The sequence below is a fragment of the Mesorhizobium sp. A556 genome (assembly GCF_054489545.1).
The window spans coordinates 77838-101101 of sequence record NZ_JBTMXA010000003.1; the positions used below are offsets into that span (position 1 = coordinate 77838).

General features: G+C 62.3%; 26 protein-coding genes and 1 tRNA gene. 18 read left to right on the forward strand and 9 right to left on the reverse strand.

All coding sequences use genetic code 11. The features are described 5' to 3' along the window. The first annotated feature begins 5 nt into the window (after positions 1-5). The 4 genes from ACX3P0_RS08805 (at position 6) to ACX3P0_RS08820 (ending at position 4423) form a co-directional block, all read left to right on the forward strand. On the forward strand, positions 6-1913 hold the full coding sequence (locus ACX3P0_RS08805; RefSeq protein WP_459087930.1) for a propionyl-CoA synthetase: 1908 nt from the start codon (positions 6-8) through the stop codon (positions 1911-1913). 132 nt (positions 1914-2045) lie between these two features. After that, a complete protein-coding gene (locus tag ACX3P0_RS08810) occupies positions 2046-3305 on the forward strand; it encodes an Hsp70 family protein (protein WP_459087931.1) in 1260 nt (419 codons plus the stop codon). Between the two features lie 74 nt (positions 3306-3379). Beyond that, the gene (locus ACX3P0_RS08815; protein WP_459081548.1) at positions 3380-3547 is read left to right on the forward strand and encodes a hypothetical protein; all 168 of its coding nucleotides are present in this window, start codon (positions 3380-3382) and stop codon (positions 3545-3547) included. A 156-nt stretch (positions 3548-3703) separates the two neighbouring features. Further along, positions 3704-4423: a helix-turn-helix transcriptional regulator gene (locus tag ACX3P0_RS08820; RefSeq protein ID WP_459081549.1), complete on the forward strand. Its 720-nt coding sequence runs from the start codon at positions 3704-3706 to the stop codon at positions 4421-4423. A gap of 36 nt (positions 4424-4459) precedes the next feature. Here the strand turns inward: ACX3P0_RS08820 and ACX3P0_RS08825 are convergent, their stop codons facing one another. The 3 genes from ACX3P0_RS08825 to ACX3P0_RS08835 all read right to left on the reverse strand — a co-directional run bounded on the left by ACX3P0_RS08825 (position 4460) and on the right by ACX3P0_RS08835 (position 5814). Continuing rightward, positions 4460-5158: a DUF1013 domain-containing protein gene (locus tag ACX3P0_RS08825; protein ID WP_459087932.1), complete on the reverse strand. Its 699-nt coding sequence runs from the start codon at positions 5156-5158 to the stop codon at positions 4460-4462. 141 nt (positions 5159-5299) lie between these two features. Next, positions 5300-5482, reverse strand: a complete 183-nt coding sequence (locus ACX3P0_RS08830) for a hypothetical protein (protein WP_459087933.1) — start codon at positions 5480-5482, stop codon at positions 5300-5302. Beyond that, positions 5479-5814, reverse strand: a complete 336-nt coding sequence (locus ACX3P0_RS08835) for a hypothetical protein (protein WP_459087934.1) — start codon at positions 5812-5814, stop codon at positions 5479-5481. The genes ACX3P0_RS08830 and ACX3P0_RS08835 overlap by 4 nt, the downstream gene beginning before the upstream one ends. 430 nt (positions 5815-6244) lie before the next feature. On the opposite strand from ACX3P0_RS08835, the gene ACX3P0_RS08840 reads away from it, so the two are divergent. Next, positions 6245-8119, forward strand: coding sequence for a DUF4214 domain-containing protein (locus tag ACX3P0_RS08840; RefSeq protein ID WP_459088217.1), 1875 nt, complete (start codon positions 6245-6247; stop codon positions 8117-8119). Between the two features lie 176 nt (positions 8120-8295). Here the strand turns inward: ACX3P0_RS08840 and ACX3P0_RS08845 are convergent, their stop codons facing one another. Next, positions 8296-8445 (reverse strand): hypothetical protein, encoded by a 150-nt coding sequence (locus ACX3P0_RS08845; protein ID WP_459087935.1) that lies wholly within the window; start codon positions 8443-8445, stop codon positions 8296-8298. A 261-nt stretch (positions 8446-8706) separates the two neighbouring features. Here ACX3P0_RS08845 and ACX3P0_RS08850 point away from each other — a divergent pair, with 261 nt between their 5' ends. The 5 genes from ACX3P0_RS08850 (at position 8707) to ACX3P0_RS08870 (ending at position 11312) form a co-directional block, all read left to right on the forward strand. Continuing rightward, positions 8707-9174 carry a universal stress protein gene (locus ACX3P0_RS08850; RefSeq protein ID WP_459087936.1) on the forward strand — a complete coding sequence of 156 codons (468 nt, stop codon included), beginning with the start codon at positions 8707-8709 and terminating at the stop codon, positions 9172-9174. A 59-nt stretch (positions 9175-9233) separates the two neighbouring features. Next, on the forward strand, positions 9234-9512 hold the full coding sequence (locus tag ACX3P0_RS08855; RefSeq protein ID WP_459087937.1) for a DUF982 domain-containing protein: 279 nt from the start codon (positions 9234-9236) through the stop codon (positions 9510-9512). Between the two features lie 195 nt (positions 9513-9707). After that, on the forward strand, positions 9708-10082 hold the full coding sequence (locus ACX3P0_RS08860) for a DUF982 domain-containing protein (RefSeq protein ID WP_459087938.1): 375 nt from the start codon (positions 9708-9710) through the stop codon (positions 10080-10082). 563 nt (positions 10083-10645) lie between these two features. Continuing rightward, positions 10646-10825, forward strand: a complete 180-nt coding sequence (locus ACX3P0_RS08865; protein WP_459087939.1) for a hypothetical protein — start codon at positions 10646-10648, stop codon at positions 10823-10825. 16 nt (positions 10826-10841) lie between these two features. Next, the gene (locus ACX3P0_RS08870) at positions 10842-11312 is read left to right on the forward strand and encodes a M10 family metallopeptidase C-terminal domain-containing protein (protein ID WP_459087940.1); all 471 of its coding nucleotides are present in this window, start codon (positions 10842-10844) and stop codon (positions 11310-11312) included. 81 nt (positions 11313-11393) lie between these two features. Here ACX3P0_RS08870 and ACX3P0_RS08875 read toward each other — a convergent pair whose 3' ends face one another. Further along, the gene (locus ACX3P0_RS08875) at positions 11394-11588 is read right to left on the reverse strand and encodes a DUF1059 domain-containing protein (RefSeq protein ID WP_459087941.1); all 195 of its coding nucleotides are present in this window, start codon (positions 11586-11588) and stop codon (positions 11394-11396) included. Between the two features lie 252 nt (positions 11589-11840). Here ACX3P0_RS08875 and ACX3P0_RS08880 point away from each other — a divergent pair, with 252 nt between their 5' ends. Next, on the forward strand, positions 11841-12140 hold the full coding sequence (locus tag ACX3P0_RS08880; protein WP_459087942.1) for a helix-turn-helix domain-containing protein: 300 nt from the start codon (positions 11841-11843) through the stop codon (positions 12138-12140). Between the two features lie 24 nt (positions 12141-12164). Here ACX3P0_RS08880 and ACX3P0_RS08885 read toward each other — a convergent pair. After that, positions 12165-12254, reverse strand: a tRNA-Ser gene (locus ACX3P0_RS08885). Between the two features lie 355 nt (positions 12255-12609). Between ACX3P0_RS08885 and rplU the strand changes: the two genes are divergently transcribed. The 3 genes from rplU to ACX3P0_RS08900 all read left to right on the forward strand — a co-directional run bounded on the left by rplU (position 12610) and on the right by ACX3P0_RS08900 (position 14304). Beyond that, positions 12610-13233 (forward strand): 50S ribosomal protein L21, encoded by a 624-nt coding sequence (gene rplU, locus ACX3P0_RS08890; protein ID WP_459087943.1) that lies wholly within the window; start codon positions 12610-12612, stop codon positions 13231-13233. Between the two features lie 93 nt (positions 13234-13326). Then, complete coding sequence (gene rpmA, locus ACX3P0_RS08895; RefSeq protein WP_459079411.1) at positions 13327-13596, forward strand: 50S ribosomal protein L27; 270 nt, start codon at positions 13327-13329, stop codon at positions 13594-13596. Positions 13597-13716: 120 nt separating this feature from the next. Then, positions 13717-14304 carry a GNAT family N-acetyltransferase gene (locus ACX3P0_RS08900; RefSeq protein WP_459087944.1) on the forward strand — a complete coding sequence of 196 codons (588 nt, stop codon included), beginning with the start codon at positions 13717-13719 and terminating at the stop codon, positions 14302-14304. Between the two features lie 254 nt (positions 14305-14558). Here the strand turns inward: ACX3P0_RS08900 and ACX3P0_RS08905 are convergent, their stop codons facing one another. Further along, the gene (locus tag ACX3P0_RS08905; protein ID WP_459087945.1) at positions 14559-15422 is read right to left on the reverse strand and encodes an endonuclease/exonuclease/phosphatase family protein; all 864 of its coding nucleotides are present in this window, start codon (positions 15420-15422) and stop codon (positions 14559-14561) included. Positions 15423-15527: 105 nt separating this feature from the next. On the opposite strand from ACX3P0_RS08905, the gene obgE reads away from it, so the two are divergent. From obgE to ACX3P0_RS08925, 4 genes are all read left to right on the forward strand, one after another. Next, positions 15528-16556, forward strand: a complete 1029-nt coding sequence (gene obgE, locus ACX3P0_RS08910) for a GTPase ObgE (RefSeq protein WP_459079408.1) — start codon at positions 15528-15530, stop codon at positions 16554-16556. Between the two features lie 6 nt (positions 16557-16562). Continuing rightward, a complete protein-coding gene (proB, locus tag ACX3P0_RS08915; RefSeq protein WP_459079407.1) occupies positions 16563-17732 on the forward strand; it encodes a glutamate 5-kinase in 1170 nt (389 codons plus the stop codon). Then, positions 17726-19012, forward strand: a complete 1287-nt coding sequence (locus ACX3P0_RS08920) for a glutamate-5-semialdehyde dehydrogenase (RefSeq protein WP_459087946.1) — start codon at positions 17726-17728, stop codon at positions 19010-19012. The genes proB and ACX3P0_RS08920 overlap by 7 nt, the downstream gene beginning before the upstream one ends. An 87-nt stretch (positions 19013-19099) precedes the next feature. Then, on the forward strand, positions 19100-19684 hold the full coding sequence (locus ACX3P0_RS08925; protein WP_459088219.1) for a nicotinate-nucleotide adenylyltransferase: 585 nt from the start codon (positions 19100-19102) through the stop codon (positions 19682-19684). 586 nt (positions 19685-20270) lie between these two features. On the opposite strand, the gene serA is transcribed toward ACX3P0_RS08925, so the two are convergent. Together serA and ACX3P0_RS08935 are read right to left on the reverse strand one after the other, a co-directional pair. After that, on the reverse strand, positions 20271-21863 hold the full coding sequence (gene serA, locus ACX3P0_RS08930) for a phosphoglycerate dehydrogenase (RefSeq protein WP_459079405.1): 1593 nt from the start codon (positions 21861-21863) through the stop codon (positions 20271-20273). A gap of 166 nt (positions 21864-22029) precedes the next feature. Then, on the reverse strand, positions 22030-23205 hold the full coding sequence (locus tag ACX3P0_RS08935; RefSeq protein WP_459087947.1) for a phosphoserine transaminase: 1176 nt from the start codon (positions 23203-23205) through the stop codon (positions 22030-22032). Positions 23206-23264: the final 59 nt, after the last annotated feature.

Here is a 23264-nt window from a genome sequence, read left to right on the forward strand (position 1 = left end):
GAGGCATGGCTTCGCGCTATCACGAGGTTTACGAAGGCTGGAAACGCGATCCCGATGCTTTCTGGGCAGAGGCGGCCAAGGGCATAGACTGGTCGACGCCCGTCGACAAAGTGTTCGATGCTGAAGCGGGCGTCTATGGGCATTGGTATCCCGGCGCGGCCTGCAATACCTGCTGGAACGCCGTCGACCGTCACGTTGCCGGCGGGCGCGCCGACCAGACGGCGCTGATCCACGACAGCGCCTATACGGGCGTCGTCGAGAAGTTCACCTATGCCGAGATGAAGCGCGAGATCGTCGCGCTGGCTTGCGTGCTGAAAAACCACGGCGTGACGAAAGGCGACCGCGTCATCATCTACATGCCGATGGTGGCCGAGGCGATCTTCGCGATGCTGGCCTGCGCGCGGCTGGGCGCGGTCCATTCCGTGGTGTTTGGCGGCTTTGCCTCGCGCGAACTGGCCACCCGCATCGACGACGCCAAGCCCAAGCTCATCGTGTCGGCTTCCTGCGGACTGGAGCCGGGCCGCATCATCGCCTACAAGCCGCTGCTCGACGGGGCCATCGAAATGGCCCGCCACAAGCCGGACCGCTGCATCGTCCTGCAGCGCGACCAGTTGCGCTGCGACCTCAAGGAAAATTACGACATCGACTTCGCCGACGCCGTGGCGCGAGAGCGCGCCGCCGGAGCCAATGTGGACTGCGTGCCGGTCCTGGCCACCGACCCGCTCTATGTTCTCTACACGTCGGGCACCACCGGTCAGCCCAAGGGCGTCATCCACGACAATGGCGGCCACATGGTCGCGCTGAAATGGTCGATGGACAACGAATACGGCGTCAAGCCAGGCGAAGTGTTCTGGTCGGCCTCCGACATCGGATGGGCGGTCGGCCACTCCTATATCGTCTACGGCCCGCTCCTGCACGGCTGCACCACCATCGTCTATGAGGGCAAGCCGGTCGGAACCCCGGACGCCAGCGCCTTCTGGCGGGTGATCTCGCAGCACGGCGTCGTAGCACTCTTCACCGCGCCGACCACGTTCCGCGCCATCAAGGGACAGGACCCGAAAGGCGAACTCATCGCCAACTTCGACCTGTCGAAATTCCGCACGCTGTTCCTGGCCGGCGAGCGCGCCGACCCCGAAACCATCAAATGGGCCGAGCAGAAGCTGAATGTGCCGGTGATCGACAATTGGTGGCAGACCGAAACCGGATCGCCGATCACCCACAACCCCGTCGGACTTGGCCTTTTGCCGGTCAAATACGGCTCGCCCGGCGTACCGATGCCGGGCTACGACATCCGCGTCGTCGACGATGCCGGCCACGAACTGCCGCGCGGCACGCTCGGCAATGTCGTCATCAAGCTGCCCTTGCCGCCGGGCTGCCTGCCGTCTTTGTGGAACGCTGACGCCCGCTTCCGGCAAGCCTATCTGGAGGAATTCCCCGGCTACTACAAAACCGCCGATGCCGGGATTGTCGATGAAGACACCTATCTTTTCATCATGGCGCGCACCGACGACATCATCAATGTCGCCGGCCACCGGCTATCCACGGGCGCCATGGAAGAGGTTCTGGCCGCACATCCCGACGTGGCCGAGTGTGCGGTCATCGGCATTGCCGACGCGTTGAAGGGCCAGGTGCCGCTCGGCTTCGTCGTGCTCAATGCGGGCGTCACCCGCGACACGGCCATGATCGAGAAGGAAGTCGTGACGCTGGTGCGCGACCGCATCGGCCCCGTCTCGGCGTTCAAGACCGTGGTCACGATCAAGCGCCTGCCCAAAACCCGCTCCGGCAAGATCCTGCGTGGCACCATGCAGAAGATCGCCGACAAGGAAGAATGGCTGATGCCGGCAACCATCGACGATCCGGCCATACTGGACGAGATCGGCGCGGCGCTGGCGCAAAGGGGGATCGGCGTGTGACTGCCCCGCGTCGCGGGTGACGGGGCTGCAGGCGGCCTTTCCTTTTCAGCGATGATCCGCTAAACGGCCTTTCCCCAAAAAAGCGCTGAGCACGCCTGCCGGTGCCGGCCTCCATTTTGCGAGCTTTCCACTATGCCGATTGATTTTTGTGGTGTCGATTTCGGCACCACCAATTCGACCGTCGGCCTGTGCGCGCCGGGCGGCGCTCCGGCTCTCGTGCCGCTCGAGGGCGAGCACCTGACCATTCCCTCGGCGCTGTTCTACAGCCTGGAGGACGGCAAGACCTATTTCGGGCGGGCAGCCGTGTTCGAATACATGGACGGGGCCGAAGGGCGCTTCATGCGCGCGCTGAAATCCATCCTCGGCACCGGCCTGATGAAGGACACCACCCAGATCGGCCGCGAACGCCTGCGCTTCGAGGCGATCATCGGGCGGTTCCTGCGCCATCTTCGCTCACGCCTTGAATCCGAGCACGGGGCAGCGCCCGAACAGGTCGTATTGGGCCGCCCCGTGCGCTTCGTCGACGAGGACGACGAAGCCGACGCGCAAGCGCAGGCGCAGCTTGAGGCGGCAGCCCGCATGGTCGGATTTCGTCACGTCGAATTCCAGTTCGAGCCGGTCGCCGCCGCCCTTACCCACGAACGCATGCTCGACGCGGAGCAACTGGCGCTGGTGGTCGACATCGGCGGCGGCACCTCCGATTTTTCCGTGCTGCGCCTTTCCCCGGAACGGGTGCGCAAATCGGATCGGCGCGACGATATACTGAGCACATCCGGCGTCCATGTCGGCGGCACCGATTTCGACCGGCAGTTCAACATCGCCAGGGTCATGCCGCATCTTGGCCTCGGCTCCGCGACGCTCGACGGCAAGCGGCAATTGCCGGTCTGGTACTTCAACGACATGGCGACGTGGCACCGCATCAATACGCTCTACACGGCGAAAAACGCCCGCGACATCCACACGCTGACGCGCGAGGCAGCCGAGCCCGAAAAGCTGGCGCGCTACGCGCATGTGCTCAAGAACCGCTCCGGCCATCGGCTGGCCGCGGAGGTGGAACGGGCCAAGATCGCGCTGACCGACGCGGACACCGAAACCATCGCGCTGATCGAACCGGGCCTTGCGCTCGACGTGCCCGTGACGCGGGCCGAATTCGAGGCAGCCGGCATGGATCTGGTCCGGCGCATCGGCACGTCGATCGACGATGCGCTGAAGGCAGCCGGCGTGCAGGCCGGCGCCATCGAAACCGTCATCCTGACCGGCGGCGGCGTGCAGGTGCCGATGGTAGAGCAGGCAGCGATTGCGCGCTTTCCGGACGCCCGCATTTCCCGCTCCGACCGGTTCGGCTCGGTCGGGCTTGGCCTTGCCATCGACGCTGCCAGACGATTCGGCTGAGCCCCGCACCCTGCTGACACAGTGCTGGCAGGAGCGGTATGCGATAGTGGCCTTCAACAAAACAGGAGGCCGCGATGACCACCTTTACCGTTCTGAACGCCATGATCCGCTATGTCGGCAAGGTCCGCACCCTGCGCAACGAGATCCGTACCGAACGCCTGCTCAACTCGTTTCCCGCCCATCTCCAGCATGATATCGGCTGGCCGGAAAGGCGTAAGGGGTCGGGCAGCTTCGGCCATTGAACCGGCCTTGTTGCGCGCAAGAAGGTGCCTCTGCCATGCGCCTGACCGCCACCATGCACCTGCCCGAGGCGCACGATCCTCCTGACACAATGTTGTCAGGAGGATCGTGCAATACTATGTCGGTGAGCCTGGGTTGGGCGGGCAAGAGGAACGACCATGCGACGTGCCGACCGGCTTTTCCAGATTGTCCAGCATCTGCGTGGCGGCAGGCTTGTTACCGCGCAGAAACTGGGAACATGGCTCGAGGTTTCCGAGCGTACCATCTACCGCGACATTGCCGACCTGCAATCGACGGGCGTTCCGATCGATGGAGAGGCCGGCGTCGGCTACATGATGAGGGATGGTTACGACCTTCCGCCGCTGATGTTCACGCGTGACGAGATCGTGGCGCTGGTGGCCGGCGCGCGCATGGTGCGGGCCTTTGGCGGCGCGGCCATGGCAAGGGCGGCCGAAGAAGCGCTGGTCAAGATCGGCGCGGTACTTCCCGACGCGGAGAAGGACCGCATCGCCCGGACCGAAATCCACACGCCCATGTGGGTTGTCAGCGATGCCGCCCGCGAGGCGATCGACCTTATCGAGCGGGCCGTGGAGAAACGCCAGGTCTTGACCATCGACTATACCGACGAAGCCGGGCGCGGCAGCGTGCGCGACATCCGCCCGCTCGGCCTGTGGTTCTGGGGCAAGGTCTGGACCCTGATCGCCTGGTGCGAGATGCGCGGCGACTTCCGCGCATTCCGTATCGACCGGATCGCCTCGGTGGTCATTGCCGGGCGCATCTTCAAGCCGGAGCGCGGCAAGCAACTTGCCGATTTCTACCGCGCCGTCGAGCGCAGCGAAGACTACGGCATCGCGCCGGGCAAGGCGCGCGGAGCGTAACTTTTTCCCTCTCTTCGAAAGGAGAGGGAAAAGCGCTTATTCCTCGCCCTCATCCTCGTCGGTGTCTTTCGACTTCAGCGCCGAAAGCTTGGCGAACACGGCATTGGCGTCGAGTTCTTCGTTCTCGTCCTTCGGCTTTTCGGGCGTCGGCACAAGCCGCTCAGTAAGGGCTGCCGGCAGTAGCGTATCGCCGACGGGTGCGGCCGCCTCCTTGCCGCGCGAGGCGCGGTTGACTTCCATGTCGAGGTCGATCTGCGAGGCAAGGCCAAGCGTCACCGGGTCCATCGGCACCAGGTTGGCCGCGTTCCAATGTTTGCGATCGCGAATCTGCTCGATCGTTGACTTGGTGGTGCCGACCAAGCGCGAAATCTGTGCATCCTTCAATTCGGGATGGTTGCGGACCAGCCACAAAATGGCATTCGGCCGGTCCTGCCGCTTCGACAGTGGCGTGTAACGCGGCCCCTTGCGCTTGGATTCCGGCACGCGAACCTTCGGCTCGGAAAGCTTGAGGCGCAGATTGCCGTCCTTTTCCGCACGCGAGATCTCGTCGCGGGTGAGCTGGCCGGTCATAATCGGGTCCATGCCCTTGATGCCCTGCGCCGACTCGCCATCCGCGATCGCCTTGACCTCCAGTGGATGCAGGCCGCAGAACTGCGCAATCTGCTCGAAGGAAAGCGCGGTGCTGTCGACCAGCCACACGGCGGTCGCCTTGGGCATGAGGAGCGTATTGGCCATTAAAAAAGTCACCTTCTCGTTCGCCCGCGTTCCCGCGCGGGCGGTGGTTTAAGCCACCAATATGGGAAATTCGTCGCCTGTATAACCGTTCCCGGCTCATTTCGCAACGGCTTTGGACGAGACCGCCCGCGCTAACGGACTCTAGGAGTCCTCGGCTGGGCACGGCGCCTGCCCCTTGATGTCGCGGGCCATACAGCCATATTTGTCGAACATCTTGCCGGTGTTGCTATAGGCCTTTGCCATGCCGCAGCCGCTCAAGCCCCCGCCCACACCAAGGACGACACCGACCGCAACCAGCGAAGCTGCGATGCGGCGCGCCATCATTGGGATGTCCCCTCCCCGCAGCGCCGCGCCAGGGAATCGTTCATCGCGGCAATCTTGCCGACCGCGCTGTCGTGCTCGCGGCGCGCCTGCGAGCGATAGTCGGGAATGACCACGCCGAAACCGGCCGAGACCCCGCTGAACGTCACTTTTGCGTCGGTCGGAACACCCACATCACGCGCCAGCGCGTTGCGATCGCTGGTCAGCCGGGCGCAGGGAACGTCGTCATAGACGGTCGAGACAAGCACCGCCGCCTCCTCGCCGCTGACCAGCGAGTTGCCCGCGCATCCGCCAAGGCCAAGCAGGGCCACCATCAGGGCCACCGGTGTTCTCATCGACATCCTCATCGAATTCCGGTGCCATCAAAGCACCACGGCCGGCGCAAGTCGACTCCATCCGGCTTGACCTTATCCTCGGGAATACCCGGCCACGTAAGCCCGGCAGCTCGGCCACGCCAAGCGCGGCTGGAGTAAGGCGAAGCTGGCCGCCGACCAGGCTGTTCGTATCGGTGATGTGCCGCGTAGCCGAAGCCAAGGGCAATATGGTGCATCACTTTTTTTTCGTATTGCATTTCCCACTTGCTGGTTGGCGAATATTTCAATAAAAATCTCCGGCTGGGGATCGAATTTTCTTTCGATGGCGAGTATTCCCGTGGTGGGGCCTACCCACGGTCTTTGGATGGCTCACCGGTAGCGATGGGCTAGAGACCGTGAACTACCCGGCACCGAGCAACAGTTCGGCACCTACTTGCATGCACATGAACCATTGGAAAAAAGGATCTCCACAATGGCAAGCAATGCAGAACTCGTTGCCCAGGTATATATAGGCTTCTACGATCGTGCTCCGGACCCGGTTGGCCTGCAGTACTGGATTGGCCGTCTCGAAGCGGGCGTCTCCATCCAGGACATCGGCGATTCTTTCGCGGCCTCGCCCGAAGCTTCCGACACCTATCCCTATTTCGAGTTTCCCGGCCTGCTGAGCCCCGATGATTTCCTGGCGGAGGTCTACCAGAACGTGTTCGGCCGTGCGATCGACGCCGATGGCCTCAACTACTACAGCAGCCGCATCGCTTCCGGCGAATCGGCCGGCAGCGTGGTCGCCTCGATCCTCGGCAACGCCTCCACCAACGAAGGCAGCCCGGACCAGGGCTATCTGCAAAACAAGGTCGATGCCGGTATTCATTGGTCAACGGAAGCGGCGACGACGAATGCCAACGTCTATCAGGAAAACGGTCGCCTGACGGATTCGGCCAGCGATTCGGCGCATGCCATCCTCGACGGCATCACCGCCGATCCGGCGACGGTCGACGCGGCCAACACGGCGTCGGACGCCTACTTCGCCAGCGGCGGCCTTGGCGAGATCTTCACGCTCACTAACTTTACGAACGTTCAGACCGGTGGCGTCGATGTCATCCACGGTACGGATGGCGCCGACAATATCCGCGCTATTCTACCTGTTTCGCTCGACAGCACGGACATCATCGACGGTGGCGCTGGCACTGACGTATTGAACATCAGCGCTGGCGGTATTCTCCCAAATGCTGCTCCGGTCATCTCGAATGTCGAGACCATCAACAACGCCGACGGCGCGCCTCTGGACCTCACCAGCGTCACGGGCGTACAGAATATCAATTCCTCTAACAGCGCTATCTACCTCCACGCCTCGCTGGCTACCGTCTTCGGTGCGTCTGCCGCAGCAGGGGCGATCCAGATCGGCATCGAAGCAAGCGTTGCGGGAGCCAACGACACGCTTCATCTGGCTTTAGAAGACAATGCTGCTGCTGTAGTGTTCTTGGTTGGGGATGGTGGCATTACGGTTAATAACTCGGCCGAAATCGAGCACATCACCCTCGCTGCTAACGGGGATGCAGCGGCCGTACCCGCGCCAGACGTTGTCAATCTTGGGCTGTTTAGCGGGCTTGAAAGCCTGACGGTGACCGGTGCAGGTGACGTCTTCATCGCCGTTGGCGCGCCTGAACTTGTGACGTTCGACGCTTCGGCAGCTACCGGTGACGTTACAGTCAACTTGGGCGCTTCTCTCGATCTCGAAACGGCGACGACCGGTTCGGGCAACGATACGGTCCTTTTTGACGCTGAGGATGCCGTTGTTAGTACCGGTACTGGTGACGATCACGTAACCGTCGGCGCGGCTTCTGACAACGCCGTGATAAACACCGGCGCTGGCGTCGACACCATTGACGCGGGCGGCACGGGTGCTGGAACCGACCTCACGGTCAATGGCGGCGCTGGTGCCGACATCATTAACCTGGGCGGTGCTGGCGCTGCGAACCTCGTTTATACCGCGCAGGCTGACTCGACCTATGTGAACTTCGACGCTGTCGCCAACTTCCTCGTGGGTACGGATACGATCGATCTGTCCGCGTTCAACCTCACTGGCGATATGGCCACCGTCGCTGATGGCACCACGACCGCTTTGACGATCGGGCAGCTTGCTGGTGGTGTTGCCGATTTCTTCGACGTGGGCGGCGCTACACTCGCCGTTGCCACGTTCCAGGATGGCGCTGAGACCTACGTGCTTGCGGATCTTAACAATGACGGCAACTTCAACGCCGCCAACGACCTCGTTGTTCATATCGTCGGTGGTGCCGTCATTACCGCTGCGGACATCGTCTTCGCCTGATCATCTCTTGCCTGAGAACTGTCCAACCACTGACCCTGCTGGCTTCGGCTGGCGGGGTTTTTCTTTCCGGGAGAGGCTCAGGGCCGGCACGATTGCGATGCGCCAGACATTACCCACGCCGAACAACGCAAAAGGCCCGCGCATCCATCAGGACACGGGTCTCAATTTACTGGCGGTCAACCCTTATGGCTGCCGCTGAAGAAAACATATTTGGCGAGCGCCGCCGCTCCGAGGACGAGCACGACAGCGACGAGCAGCCAGACAAGGCCCATGCTCCACATCATCACGCCCATGCCGTCCATCATTCCGTTGGGAGCAACCATCATGGCTTTATGCCTTTCATTCCTCCCTTGCAGGTAGGTGCGCCGGCGAGAGACTTCAGCATGGGAAATTGTCACGGGGATCGCGGGCCGGTCGCCCTCAAACCACACCGTGATCCGATCGAAATAGCGCCAGGTTCAGCGCTTCCCATAGCCTGCGCCGGGCAGGCGGTGGACCGGTGGATTGCCCGGCATGCCCCGCTTGTCCGTCGGGCTGCCGGTGCTTACCTCAGTGTATAGTTGAAGAATGCCATAAGGAGACGAGCCTTGTATAACCATATCCTGATCACTACCGACGGTTCAGACTTGGCGCAGAGAGGCATCGACCAGGGCCTGAGCCTAGCCAAGGCACTCGGTAGCAAAGTGACGGTCGTTGTCGCAACCGAACGTTTCCCCATGCAGGGCGCGACGACAAGTTCCGGATGGGTTGGAAGTCCCGTCGACTACGAGCGCTACGACGAGGGCCAGAAACGGTTCGCAAACGACATCCTGTCAGCCGTCAAACCCGAGGCAGGAAAGTTGGGCATCGAGACCGACACGATTCACGTTCCTAACGAGGTTCCAGCCACTGCAATTCTCGAAGCGGCCGCAAGCCATGATTGTGATCTCATCGTCATGGCATCCCACGGAAGGCGCGGGATCAAGCGGCTGATGCTCGGCAGCCAGACGGCGGAAGTCCTTGCACACAGCCACACGCCGGTTCTGGTGGTTCGCCGACCGGGCCGTCCGACTTGAAACCGAAGGTTGTAAACCCTATATTGAATGCTAGATGTCCGTGCGAACGCGACATCTGATTGCTTGCTCAAAATTTGGAGGAAGTGATGAGCGATGGTGTCTTTTCCAACCCGGTCAAACTCTATTTCAAAGCCACCGGCAGCCGTATGATCGCGAGCACCTGGGAGGCCAAGGAAGTGCTGCGCGAAAATTGGCCGGAATGGGCACGCGGCCGAACCTACCGCTCGGCGCAACGGACGTGCCGGGATGTGCTCGATGGATTGCGATCGCCTCACGAGGCGCGCCGCGCCTTTGTCGCAGCCGCTCGCCGTGCCGGGATTTTAGCTCAAACGACCTGAGCGCCCGGCCCCTGAAATCCCGGCCGCCGGAACCCGCCGGTGCCTTCGTTGATCGAGGGCCGGCGCCGGATCGCCGCGGACGGCCAAGGTCACGTTGCGCTGCGTAAATAACTTGTCTCGTCGACCCGGCCCATAGAATTAAAAAGTTGAAACCCCCACTTTCCTTGCTTTCAATGGCCAAATGAGCCATATCAGATGTGGCTGTTGCTGATGGAAATTCAACCGCCACTCAAAACCGCTCAGATTTCCATTCACAAGGAGGCTGTGATGATTGTTTTGGCGTTCGCAAATCCGCTCTACGTCAAAGATAAGAACCAGATTGTTCACGAAATTACTTGCGTCGAGGATGCTCTGGAATTTCTCTACGAATGGCCAGCGGCCCGCCGTGGGAAGATCCACGAAACGGCTGTAAATGCCTGCCAGGCCGCGCTTGTCGGCGAACTCACCGGCGTGGGAGCCGGCAAGTCCTTCAAAGGGTTTGCCAGGTCCGCCCGGATATTGACCGATCTGTCGGCCCTGGTGCCGATGCTTAACGGTCCAGCCAAATCGCAAGGTACTATCCCCACATAGTGGGATAGTCCCAAGCCAGGAGCGGCGTCGGTAGCCTTGTTCTCATCGACGCTCGCTCATACCGCCAGCTTCGCCCAGTGCGGGCAGAGGAATATCGTCCTACCCGTTCAAGAGCGGTAGCCGGAAGAAACGGGTGGCTCTTCCAGAGTAAAACCTCGGGCAGCTTTTCTGGTGTTTATTGGCAGCAAATTGAAGCCAAGCGCCCCTGACCGACATTGAGAAATTAAATCCCCTGAAAAATGGTCGCCCCGTCAAAGGCCAGCAATGATTTTAGGTTGGCGATAATTCAGATATGCTCTGAAGGAGATGTCGTCCGCTATTCTGAAGGGGTCACCCCGAACTGGCGCGGGCGGCAGTAATGCCGTTGGCCGTAGGCGCCTGTTCGACAATATTCCCGTGGAACGCGTCATTGAACGCCGACGAAAGGGCGCTAAGCCTTGACCAGAAACGGCACGTTATTCAGGGAGTAGGTCCCGGCCTCGAGGCTGAGTACTTTTACCGTGGTGGTTCCATGGCTGACGCTGACGCTGACGCCACCGTCATTGGCCGAGTATTCATATTTGATGCCGTCGCATGAAGCCTTTTCTGGCAAAGAGAATGAGCGCCCCACCGTACTGCCCGGCTCGCCCGATCTTGAAACGGCGACAACCGGTTCGGGCGACGATTACGTCGTGTTCGACACCGAAGATGCTGTCGTTAGCACGGGTGCTGGCAATGATGCCTTAGCCGTCGGCGCGGGTTGATGGCGCCGTGGTAAACATGGGCGCTGGCGTCGACACCATTAACGCGATTGTTACTGCCACCGGTAACGAGTTGACGATCAGTGGCGGCGGTGGAGCTGATAGCATATTTCTGGGTGCTGGCGATGAGAACCTCGTTTACACCGCCCAGACCGACTCGACGTATGTGAACTTCGACATGCTTAATGCGTTCAGCGTGGGTCAGGATACGATCGATCTGTCGGCGTTCGATCTCACCGGCGAGACGGGCACCGTCGCTGCTGGCACCACCACCGCCACGACGATCGCTCAGCTTGCTGGCGGTGTGCCCGGCTTCTTCGACGTAGCCGGCGACACGCTCGCGGTCGCGACGTTCACGGATACTGTCGCCAACCAGACTTACGTGCTCGCCGACCTCAACAACGATGGCAATTTCAACGCCGCCGACGATCTCGTTGTTCACTTGACGGGCGTTGTGGCGGTTTTTGACACGGACATCGTCTTCGCCTGATCACCCTCTCGCCTGAGAGTGATTCAACGCCTGACCCCGCTGGCTTCGGCTGGCGGGCTTAGGGAGTCGCACCTATGTGGATTAGGCAGCAGGAGCGCCCTCGTGAATTGCTTTCTTGATCTCGGAACGGAACTTAGGTGTGTCCTTTTCGCCATGGACTGATACGGCGTGCTGAACTGCAGCGTTGATGAGTTCGTCTTCCCGGTCTGCTGAGATGGCTACCGTGCATTGCATCTCGCTCGGGAATTCTCGGCAGTCAATATATTTACGAGCCATTTTCATCTCCCGACTACTAGGTGCCCTTCGCCTCGCTAATATACGCCACACCGATAAGGCCGCCAAATCACAAGATGGGACGAGCATATTGCTGGCGTCGGGATGGTCAGGGCGCGGCCCTTTGATCGCCAGCCGCTCACCCCCGAAACCACGCCAGTATCTTCGCCACGCTCTCACCGAACATGACCGTGCCAAGGGGTCAGCCCGAGGATGCCTTCCCGATGCGCTGAAGGCGTTGGGGAGGGATCCGTCATGAACGACATGCCAGCCCCAGCCACCATGGAAAAGCCAGCTTACCGGATATCCGAGTTTTGCGAGGCCTTCGGCGTTGGCAGGACGAAAGTGTTCGACAAAATCGGGGACGGCCGCCTGAAGATCAGAAAGGCCGGGAGGATGACCCTGATCCGGGCCGAAGACGCCAAGGCCTGGCTCGATTCCCTGTCAGAAATGAACAAACGGCGGGCGAAACTCCGCTGTAATTCGTCAACGACCGGAAATCATTGTGGGGAAAATAGAGGGGAAGAAAGCGCGAACGTCCCGAAAAACGCTTGAAAACAAGTCGTTATGGAAGGTTGGTGGCGGAGAGGGAGGGATTCGAACCCCCGATGGGCTTACACCCATGCCGCATTTCGAGTGCGGTGCATTCGACCACTCTGCCACCTCTCCGCGGGTCATGGTCCGCCGTTGCCGGCGCGGCGCAGTAGATAACGGCTGAACAGCAACCTTACAAGGCCCAATATGTGCGCCGGCGATAATCCCTGCCCCCGACGCCGGCCAGCCGCTCCCGGCGCGTCAACGCGCACCCCCTCCTCCATCTTCGTCACCGCCCTCCCCCATCTTCGTCACCGGCCTCGCCTTGACTTTGCCGGGGCCGGCGTCTATGGACAGCGCGCAATCGGCGTGGAGGCTTTCCGCGCCGCTTGTCTATTGAACCCGCAGACTGACAAAAAGACGGCCGAACCGTCCCTCTTTCGAGAGAAAGACGGTTCATCAAGGTCGACCGAACAGCGAAAGGCAAAAAATGTTCGCAGTCATTAAAACGGGCGGCAAGCAATATCGCGTAGCCGCCAACGATCTCCTGAAGATCGAAAAACTCGAAGCCAATGTCGGCGATATCGTCGAAATCGGCACTGTACTGGCGCATGGCGAAGGCGAAAACGTCGTTTTCGGCGCGCCCTTCGTTTCGGGCGCACTGGTAACAGTGGAAATCGTCGAGCAGGGCAAGAACCGTACCGTCATCGCATTCAAGAAGCGGCGCCGGCAGAATTCGCGCCGCAAGATCGGCCATCGCCAGTTGCTCACCACCGTGCGGATTTCCGAAATCCTGACGGATGGCGCCAAGCCGTCGAAGAAGGCGCAAGGCAAGCCGACAAAGGCCGCCGCGAAAAAAGAAGCCGCCCCGGCAGCAACCGCCACCGCAGCGCCGCTGTTCACCGCGCCCGCCGGCGATGCCGACGATCTGGTCGTCATCAAGGGCATCGGCCCGGTTGCGGCCAAGGACCTGATCGCGCAGGGCATCACCACCTTCGCGCAGATCGCGGCCCTCACCGACGCCGACATCGAGACGATCGACGCGAACATGCCGTTCAGCGCCGACCAGATCAAGGACTGGCGCGAGCAGGCCAAGGAACTGGCCAAGAAGTAAGCTGTCGGTCCAGAACCGATATCTGACTTGAAACGAGCGCCAAGCGCGTTCATAAGAATTTGAGGCGCTTCGCGGCGCAAAGGAGTTAGACAAATGGCACACAAGAAAGCTGGCGGTTCGTCGCGCAACGGTCGCGACTCGCATTCCAAGCGCCTTGGCGTGAAGAAGTTCGGTGGCGAAGCCGTCATTCCGGGCAACATCATCATTCGCCAACGCGGCACCACCTGGCATCCCGGCGTCAATGTCGGCATGGGCACGGACCACACCCTTTTTGCGCTCGAAACCGGCGCTGTCACCTTTAACAAGAAAGCCAACGGCCGAACCTACGTGTCGGTAAATCCGACACTCAAGGCCGCGGAGTAGCCGGTTCCGCACGAGAACACCGGCACCCATCTCGGGGACCGGTATCTGGCCAAGCCAGGAAATGGATCAGGGGAGATGGGCAAGCCATCTCCCCTTTTTCTTTTCTGGAGGATTTTCACCATGGTCGCCGAAGCGGAAGACGCCGGAGACGAAAGTTTCGCCATAGACTGCCCGGTCATCGCCACCGAGAACCTGACGATGCGCGCACCGCAGGAAAGCGATATCGCGCAACTGGTGGAGCTGGCCGACAACCATCACATTGCCCAGATGCTGGCGCGCATGCCGCACCCTTACGGCGAGGCCGAGGCGCGCGCCTTCCTGTCCATGACCAAGGCACGGCGCGGCGGCGCGGCCTATATGCTGACGCTGGCCGGAACCGACACCATCGTCGGCTGTGCGGGCCTGAACACCACGGATCGCGGGCTGGAACTCGGCTACTGGATCGGCGAGCCCTACTGGCGGCGCGGCTATGCCACCGAGGCAGCCCACGCACTCGTCGACCTCGCCTTCCGCAGCACGAATATCCAGGTGCTGCAGGCCTCGTGCCGGGTCATCAATCCGGCCTCGCGCCGGGTCATCCACAAATGCGGCTTCCAGTATGCCGGTCAGGGCATGCTGAACTCGATCGTCGCCGGCCAGGTGCCGGTCGAGCGCTATCGTCTCGACCGCAAGACCTGGACCAGCCTGCGCAACTGGGTGCATTTCTGATGATGCCCAGTCTGATGATGTTCGGCGGGGTGCGTCCTTCGAGGCTCGCCCTTCCGGGCTTGTGCTCCTTCTCGGGCGTCAAAGCGGGCTCGCACCTCAGGATGAGGAAGGGCGGCGCTCCGGCGGCGTCTCCTGCCCTGTCGGCAGATACCGAGCGATAAGCAACAACGGTCCTCATCCTGAGGTGCGAGCCCGCACGACCAAAGAAAGCCCGCCCCAACGTCGACGGGCGAGCCTCGAAGGACGCACCGAAACTACGCCAGTTCCGCCCACACCGGCAAATGATCGGAGCCGACCGCCTGCCGGTCGACCCACAGGCGTTGCAAGGATCGGGCGAACGAGGCGCTGGTAAACACATAGTCGAGGCGCTTATGCCGGCCGGCATTGTCGGGACACTTGGGATCGACCCATGTGGTGAGATCGTCGACGCCGAGGTGTCGCGCGGCATCGATAGCAAGGCCGGCGCTCAGCGGCATGCCGAACTCAGGATCGGGTGTGCCGGCAAGGGCGGCATATTCCGGCGATCCGGCCAGCATGTTGAAGTCGCCCATCACGACAAAATCCTCGGGACAAGGCGGCTCCGGCAGGCCGACTTCGGCAAGGCCGGAAAGGCCGCCGCCTTCCAGCGGATAGTTCAGCAGCCGCTCGCGCAGGAAGCGGATCTGGCTGATACGCTCGACCGGGCTGCGGTGGTCGAGATGCGTCGAATAGAACCGGACGAAACCAAGCGGCGTCTCGATCAGCGCTTCCAGCGCGCCGCGCTGGAAATTCAGGGCATCGATGCTGCGGCTGCGCGGCAAAAGCAGGTTGCGCGACAAGTGGATCGGCGTTCTGGACAGCACCATATTGCCCAGCTGGAACGTGCTGGTGACGGCGCGGCCCTTGGCGATATGCGAGCCGATATTGGCCTCGAAATTGCTGCCATAGACGGAAAAATACTCCGGCAAAGCCTCGCCAAGCTCGGCCACCATGTCGCGCCCGCCATTATTGGGGTTGTTGCGGCAAACCTCCTGCAGGGCGATCACATCCGCGCCGCGCACGGCACTGGCGGTACGCTCGATATCGTAGAGCCCGTCGAGACCGACGCCATACTGGGTGTTGTAGGTGACCAGTTTCATCGCCATCTTCCGACCAAAACACGCCGCGTCCGCTCTCGCCCTATCCCGCGCTATAGGGTAGAGGTCAGTCATGAAACTCAATAGCAGCAGAAACAGCCCCTTCCGATGAAATTTCTCGACCAGGCCAAGGTTTACATACGCTCCGGCGACGGCGGTGCCGGCTCCGTGTCGTTCCGGCGCGAAAAGTTCATCGAGTTCGGCGGCCCCGACGGCGGCGACGGCGGGCGTGGCGGCGACGTCTGGCTCGAGACGGTCAACGGGCTGAACACGCTGATCGATTATCGCTACCAGCAGCACTTCAAGGCCAAGACCGGCATGCACGGCATGGGCCGCAACATGACCGGCGGCAAGGGAGCCGACGTAACGCTGAAAGTGCCGGTCGGCACCCAGGTTCTGGAAGAGGACAACGAAACGCTGATCTGCGACATGGTGCATATCGGCCAGCGATTCCTGCTGGCCAAGGGCGGCAATGGCGGCTTCGGCAACCAGCATTTCAAGACCTCGACCAACCAGGCGCCGCGCCGCGCGAACCCCGGCCTGCCCGGCATCGAAATGAACATCTGGCTGCGGCTGAAACTGATTGCCGATGCCGGACTGGTCGGCCTGCCCAATGCCGGCAAGTCGACGTTCCTTGCGACGGTAACGGCGGCGAAGCCGAAGATAGCCGACTATCCTTTCACGACCCTGCATCCGGGCCTTGGCGTCGCCCGCATCGATGCCCGCGAATTCGTCATCGCCGATATTCCGGGTCTTATCGAAGGCGCGCATGAGGGCGTCGGCATCGGCGATCGTTTTCTTGGCCATGTCGAACGCACGCGCGTGCTGTTGCATCTTGTTTCGGCACAGGAAGAAAACCCCGGCAAGGCCTACAAGACGGTGCGCGACGAACTCGAGGCCTATGGCAACGGCCTGGCCGACAAGGTCGAGATCGTCGCGCTCAGCCAGGTCGACCTTCTCGATGCCGACGAGCGCAAAAAGAAAATAGCCTCGCTGAAACGTGCCGCCGGCCGCACGCCCATGCTGCTATCAGCCCCCACCCGCGAAGGCGTCGAAGCCATGCTGCGCGCGCTGATGAAGATCGTGGAAGACGCCCGCGCGCCTGCCGCCCCTGTCGATACGCGGTGGCAGGACTAGCCGCCGATGACTGCGCTTTCCCTCAAAAAATACCGGCGTATCGCCATCAAGATCGGCTCGGCGCTGGTGGTCGACCGCGCGACCGGCCTCAAGCGAGACTGGCTGGCATCGCTGGCCGACGACATTGGCGAGCTGGCCAAGGGCGGCACGGAAATCCTCGTCATTTCTTCCGGCGCCATCGCGCTCGGCCGCACCATTCTGGGCTTGGGCAAGCGCGCGTTAAAACTGGAAGAAAGCCAGGCCGCCGCCGCCGTCGGCCAGATCGCGCTGGCGGGCGCATGGTCCGATGCGTTGGGCGGCCATGGGCTCAAATCCGGGCAGATCCTGCTGACGCTCAGCGACACCGAGGAGCGCCGCCGCTATCTCAACGCGCGCGCCACCATCTCCACCCTGCTCAAGATGAAGGCGGTGCCGGTCATCAACGAGAACGACACGGTCGCCACCTCCGAAATCCGCTATGGCGACAACGACCGGCTGGCGGCGCGCGTCGCCACCATGATGGGCGCGGACCTTCTGGTGCTCCTGTCCGACATCGACGGGCTCTACACCGCCCCGCCCGCGCACGATCCGCAGGCGCGCTTCATCCCGCTGGTCGACCACATCACTCCCGACATCGAGGCAATGGCGGGTGCTGCCGCTTCCGAATTTTCGCGCGGCGGCATGCGCACCAAGCTCGACGCCGGCAAGATCGCAACCGCCGCCGGCACCGCCATGATCATCACCGCCGGCACGCGGCTGTCGCCGCTGATGGCGATCGAGCGCGGCGAGCGCGCCACCTTCTTCAAGCCGAGCAGTCACCCGGTCAAGGGCTACAAGACCTGGATTGCCGGCCAGCTCGAACCGGCGGGGAGGCTCACCATCGACGCCGGCGCGGTGCGTGCGCTCAAGTCCGGAAAGTCGTTGCTGCCGGCCGGCGTCAAGCTGGTCAGCGGCAACTTTTCGCGCGGCGATACCGTGGCGATCCTGTCGCCCGAGGCCCGTGAAATCGCGCGCGGGCTGGTTGCCTACGATGCCGCCGATGCCGTAAGAATCGCGGGCCTGAAGACGACCGAGATCGAAACGGTGCTCGGCTACGAGGCGCGCTCGGCGATGATCCACCGCGACGATTTGGTGGTAAACGACGACGCCACCGCCTACACCGACGCCCCGGCTACGACGGAGACTGAACCATGCTGACCCGGCATGACAATTCCAACAGCGACATTGCGGCCGTGATGGCCGCTATCGGCCGCTGCGCGCGCGCTGCCGCACGCCCACTGGCCATCGCCACCGCCGAACGCAAATATGCCGCCCTGGTCGGCATGGCGCAGGCAATCGCGGCCCAGGAACAGGCCATCCTCGACGCCAATGCCGTCGATCTGGCCAATGGCGAGGAGAATGGCCTTGCCGCCTCCTTCATGGACCGGCTGAAGCTGACGCCGGCACGCATCCGCGCCATGGCCGACGGCATCCGCACTATTGCCGAACTGCGCGATCCGGTCGGCGAGGTGATGGCCGAATGGGACCGCCCGAACGGCCTGCATATCGAACGCGTGCGCACGCCGCTCGGCGTCGTCGGCGTCATCTACGAAAGCCGGCCGAACGTGACGGCGGATGCCGGCGCGCTGTGCCTCAAGGCCGGTAACCCGGTGATTTTGCGCGGCGGCTCGGATTCGGCGAATTCCTCCGCTGCCATCCATGCCTGCCTGGTCGAAGGGCTGAAGAACGCCAACCTGCCGCAAGATGCCATCCAGCTGGTGCCGACCACCGACCGCGCCGCCGTCGGCGAGATGCTGAAAGGCCTGTCCGGCAATCTCGACGTCATCATTCCGCGCGGCGGAAAAAGCCTTGTCGCGCGGGTGCAGAACGAAGCGCGCGTGCCGGTGTTCGCGCATCTCGAAGGCATCTGCCACCTCTATGTCGACAGGTCGGCCGACCTCGACATGGCGGTGAAGATCGCCGTCAACGCCAAGATGCGCCGCACCGGCATCTGCGGCGCGGCGGAAACGCTGCTTGTGGACCGCACTGTCGCTTCGACACACCTCGTTCCAATCCTGACCGCGCTGCGCGAGGCCGGCTGCGCCATCCGCGCCGATGTCGAAGTGCTGAAAGCATTTCCCGACGCAACACCCGCCACGGACGCCGACTGGACCACCGAATATCTCGACGCCATCATCTCCGCAAAACTGGTGGACGGCGTTGCCGGAGCCATCGAGCACATCGAGACTTTCTCCTCGCACCACACCGAGGCCATCGTCGCGGAGGACGCCAAGGCGGTCGAAAAATTCTTCAACGAAATCGACTCGGCAATCCTGCTCGCCAATGCCTCGACCCAGTTCGCCGATGGCGGCGAGTTCGGCATGGGCGCGGAAATCGGCATCGCCACCGGCAAGATGCACGCGCGCGGCCCGGTCGGCGTCGAACAGCTCACCTCATTCAAATACCGCGTGCGTGGCACGGGGCAGGTGCGGCCGTGATGGCAACGGGCCGGCCTCGGCTTCGGCTTGATTAGAGACGTAGTGCATTCCGTGTCGAACGCTAAACTGTCGCCCCACTATCTGCGCATGCCCCATGTCGAAAAGGGCATGCAGGTCGGCCTGTTCGGCGGCTCGTTCAACCCGCCGCATGCCGGTCATGCGCTGGTCGCCGATATTGCGCTTCGGCGTCTGGCACTCGATCAGTTGTGGTGGATGGTGACACCCGGCAATCCGCTTAAGAACGGGCGCGAACTGGCTCCGCTGGCCGAGCGCCTGCACCGGTCGGAAGACATCACCAAAAATCCGCGCATAAAAGTGACTGCCTTCGAGGCGGCCCATCATATCCGTTACACCGCCGACACGCTGGCGCTGGTACGCGCCCGAAATCCGGGCGTCGATTTCGTCTGGATCATGGGCGCGGACTCACTGCGCGACTTCCACCGCTGGCAGCGCTGGCGCCAGATCATGCTGACCTTCCCCGTCGCGGTGATCGACCGGCCGGGTGCGACGCTGTCTTTCCTGTCATCCGTGGTGGCGAAAACCTTCGACTACGCCCGCATCGACGAACGCGACGCGCAGCAGCTTGCCCGCATGCGCGCGCCGGCATGGACCTTCATTCACGGACCGCGTTCGCCGCTGTCGTCCAGCGCGATCCGCCAAGTGACAAAATAGCCATCATCCTTGCCACGCCCTGCATTCGCAGTCTGGCCATTTCAAAGAACGCTGCCTTTTGGGCAGGTGGGAAGGGCGACGCGAGGCCGTGCCTTCGATAATTTGATACATGGCGCGAACCTCGCGTCACGCCGGCGTTTTCCGTTTCCGTCCGATCCGCTACACCGTCCGGCATTTGCGCCTTTCGGTTTGTGTGCTCGCTCCAGCACGCACGGGCCATAGTACCCGCGGGTGACCCTCTGGACGGAACCTCCCCGGGCGACAGGCACGTTTCCTGCCATCGGAGGCGCCGGTTCCTCCCCACACGTTCACCGTCGCGACCGGCGTTCCCATGGGAGAAACTGCCGGGCATTATGAGAGGGATGCGGAGGGTGTGGATATATTTATTTTCGAGGGAGCGCTCCGTCCAGCACCCCTCATCCGACCTCGCTGCGCTCGGCCACCTTCTCCCACAAGAGGAGAAGGGAAGGTCGGCGCTGCTCTTACCTTCTCCCCTTGTGGGAGAAGGTAAGAGCAGCGCAGCGGCGAGACGGATGAGGGGTGTTGGCCGGAACGAGTTCAGCTTTCCATCTGCGCCCCCCGAACCTTACGCCACGTCGAACTGCAGCCGCTTGGCGGAATCGATCGACTTGTTGTCGCGCACCTGCGCCAGCACGTTTTCGGGAAACGGCGCATCCAGGTAAAGCAGGGCGATGGCATTGCCGCCGGGATGGTCGCGGCCAAGCTGGAAGTTGGCGATGTTGACGCCGTTTTCGCCGCACAGCGTGCCAAGCAGGCCGATAATGCCGGGAACGTCGGCATTGGTCGTGTACAGCATATGCGCCCCGACCTCGGCGTCGAGATTGATGCCCTTGATCTGGATGAAGCGCGGCTTGCCGTCGGAAAAGCAGGTGCCGGCGATCGAGCGTGTCTTCTTCTCGGTCTTTACCGTCAGCTTGATATAGCCGTCGAACACGCCCGACTTGTCGCGCTTGACCTCGGCGACGATAATGCCGCGTTCCTTCACCATGATCGGGGCGGACACCATGTTGACGTCCGAAACCTGCGGGCGGATCAGCCCGGCAAGCGTGGCACTGATCAGCGCGCGCGTATTCATGGTCGCGGTCTGCCCGTCGAACAGGATTTCCACCTCCTTGATCGGGTCTTCCGTCACCTGCCCGACGAACGCGCCCAGCACCTCCGCCAGCTTGACGAAGGGTTTCAGGCGCGGCGCTTCCTCGGCGGTGATCGAGGGCATGTTGATGGCGTTGGTGACCGCCCCCTTGATCAGATAGTCCGACATCTGCTCGGCCACCTGCAGCGCCACGTTTTCCTGCGCTTCCGACGTCGAAGCGCCCAGATGCGGCGTCGCCACCACGTTTTCCATGCCGAACAGCGCGTTGTTTTCGGCCGGCTCGACCTCGAACACGTCGACGCCAGCACCGGCGACCTTGCCGCTCTTCAACGCCGCGACCAGGTCGGCCTCGACGATCAAGCCGCCGCGCGCGCAATTGACGATGCGCACGCCGGGCTTCATCCGGGCAATCGCATCTGCATTGATGATGCCCTTGGTCTTCTCCGTCATCGGCGTGTGCAGCGTGATGAAGTCGGCGCGCGCGAACAGTTCGTCCAGTTCAACCTTGTCGACGCCCAGTTCCTCGGCCCGCTTGTCGGACAGGAACGGATCGAAGGCGATGACGTGCATCTTCAAGCCGACGCCGCGTGAGGCGACGATCGAACCGATATTGCCGCAGCCGATGATGCCCAGCGTCTTGCCGGTGATCTCGATGCCCATGAAGCGGTTCTTTTCCCACTTGCCGGCATGGGTGGAGGCGTTGGCTTCCGGTATCTGGCGGGCCAGCGCGAAGATCATGGCAATCGCGTGCTCGGCCGTGGTGATCGAATTGCCGAAGGGCGTGTTCATGACGATGATGCCGCGCCGCGAGGCGGCCGGAATATCGACATTGTCGACGCCGATGCCGGCGCGGCCGATAACCTTGAGGTTCTTCGCGGCGGCGATCAGCTTTTCGGTGACCTTGGTCGCGGAGCGGATGGCAAGGCCGTCATACTGGCCGATGACTTCGAGCAGCTTTTCCTTGTCCTTGCCGAGATCGGGCAGATAGTCGACGTCGACGCCGCGATCCTTGAAGATCTGCACGGCGGTGGGGGAAAGTTTGTCGGAAACGAGAACGCGGGGCATTTTTTTCAATCCTGTCAGGTTGCTGACCCCTCATCCGTCGCCTTTGGCGACACCTTCTCCCACAAGGGGAGAAGGAAGAGCGCCTGTCCCTTCTCCCCTTGTGGGAGAAGTTGGCCGAGCGGAGCGAGGTCGGATGAGGGGTGTTCCAGTAAACGTAAATGCCAGGTCAGGCCGCTTGCTTGAGCGCGGCTTTCTGTGTGGAAAAAGCCCAGTCGAGCCAAGGCATCAGCGCTTCAACGTCCGCCGTCTCGACAGTTGCCCCGCACCAGATGCGCAGGCCGGGCGGCGCATCACGATAATGGCCGATGTCGAAAGCGACGCTTTGCCTGTCGAGCGCGGTTGCCAGACCCTTGGCGAACGCCGCCTGCCCTTCGGCATCGAGCGCGGCGATTTCCGCATCGACGATTGCCAGGCAAACGGATGTGTTCGACCGCGTTGCCGGGACGGCAGCCAGATGGCCGAGCCACGAGGACTTTTGCACGAAGCGGTCGATGACGGCGGTATTGGCGTCTGCGCGGGCAACCAGCCCGTCCAGCCCACCGATGCTTTTCGCCCAATTCAGCGCATCCAGATAATCCTCGACGCACAACATCGACGGCGTGTTGATGGTTTCGCCGCGAAAAATGCCTTCGATCAGCTTGCCGTTGGAGGTGAGGCGGAAAATCTTCGGCAGCGGCCATGAAGGCTTGTAGCTTTCCAGCCGCTCGACGGCGCGGGGGCTGAGGATCAGCATGCCATGCGCGCCCTCGCCGCCCAAAACCTTCTGCCAGGAGAAGGTGACGACATCGAGCTTTTCGAAGTCGAGTTTTTGCGCGAACGCCGCCGAGGTGGCGTCGCAGATGGTCAGCCCTTGCCGATCCGCCGGGATGAAGTCGCCGTTCGGCACGCGCACGCCAGAGGTGGTGCCGTTCCAGGTAAAGACCACGTCGCGGTCGAAATCGATGCTGGAGAGGTCCGGCAATTCGCCATAGGGCGCTTCGATGCGGCGCACATCGGCAAGCTTGAGCTGCTTGACCACGTCGGTGATCCAGCCGGCGCCGAACGATTCCCAGGCGACCATGTCGACGCCGCGCTCGCCCAGCAACGACCACAACGCCATCTCGACGGCGCCGGTGTCGGACGCCGGCACGATGCCGATGCGGTAGTCGGCCGGAACGTTCAGGATTTCACGGGTAAGGTCGATGGCCTGCGCCAGCTTGCTCTTGCCGATCTTGGCGCGGTGCGAGCGGCCAAGCGGTGCGTCCGTCAGCGCCTCGACCGACCAGCCGGGACGTTTGGAACAGGGACCTGAAGAAAAGCGGGGGTTTGCCGGACGGAATCCGGGCATGGGAAGTGTCGTCATCGTGGTCTATCCTTCCAGATAGTGGCCCCTCGTTGGGGAGGGGTGGCCCACGGACGGCG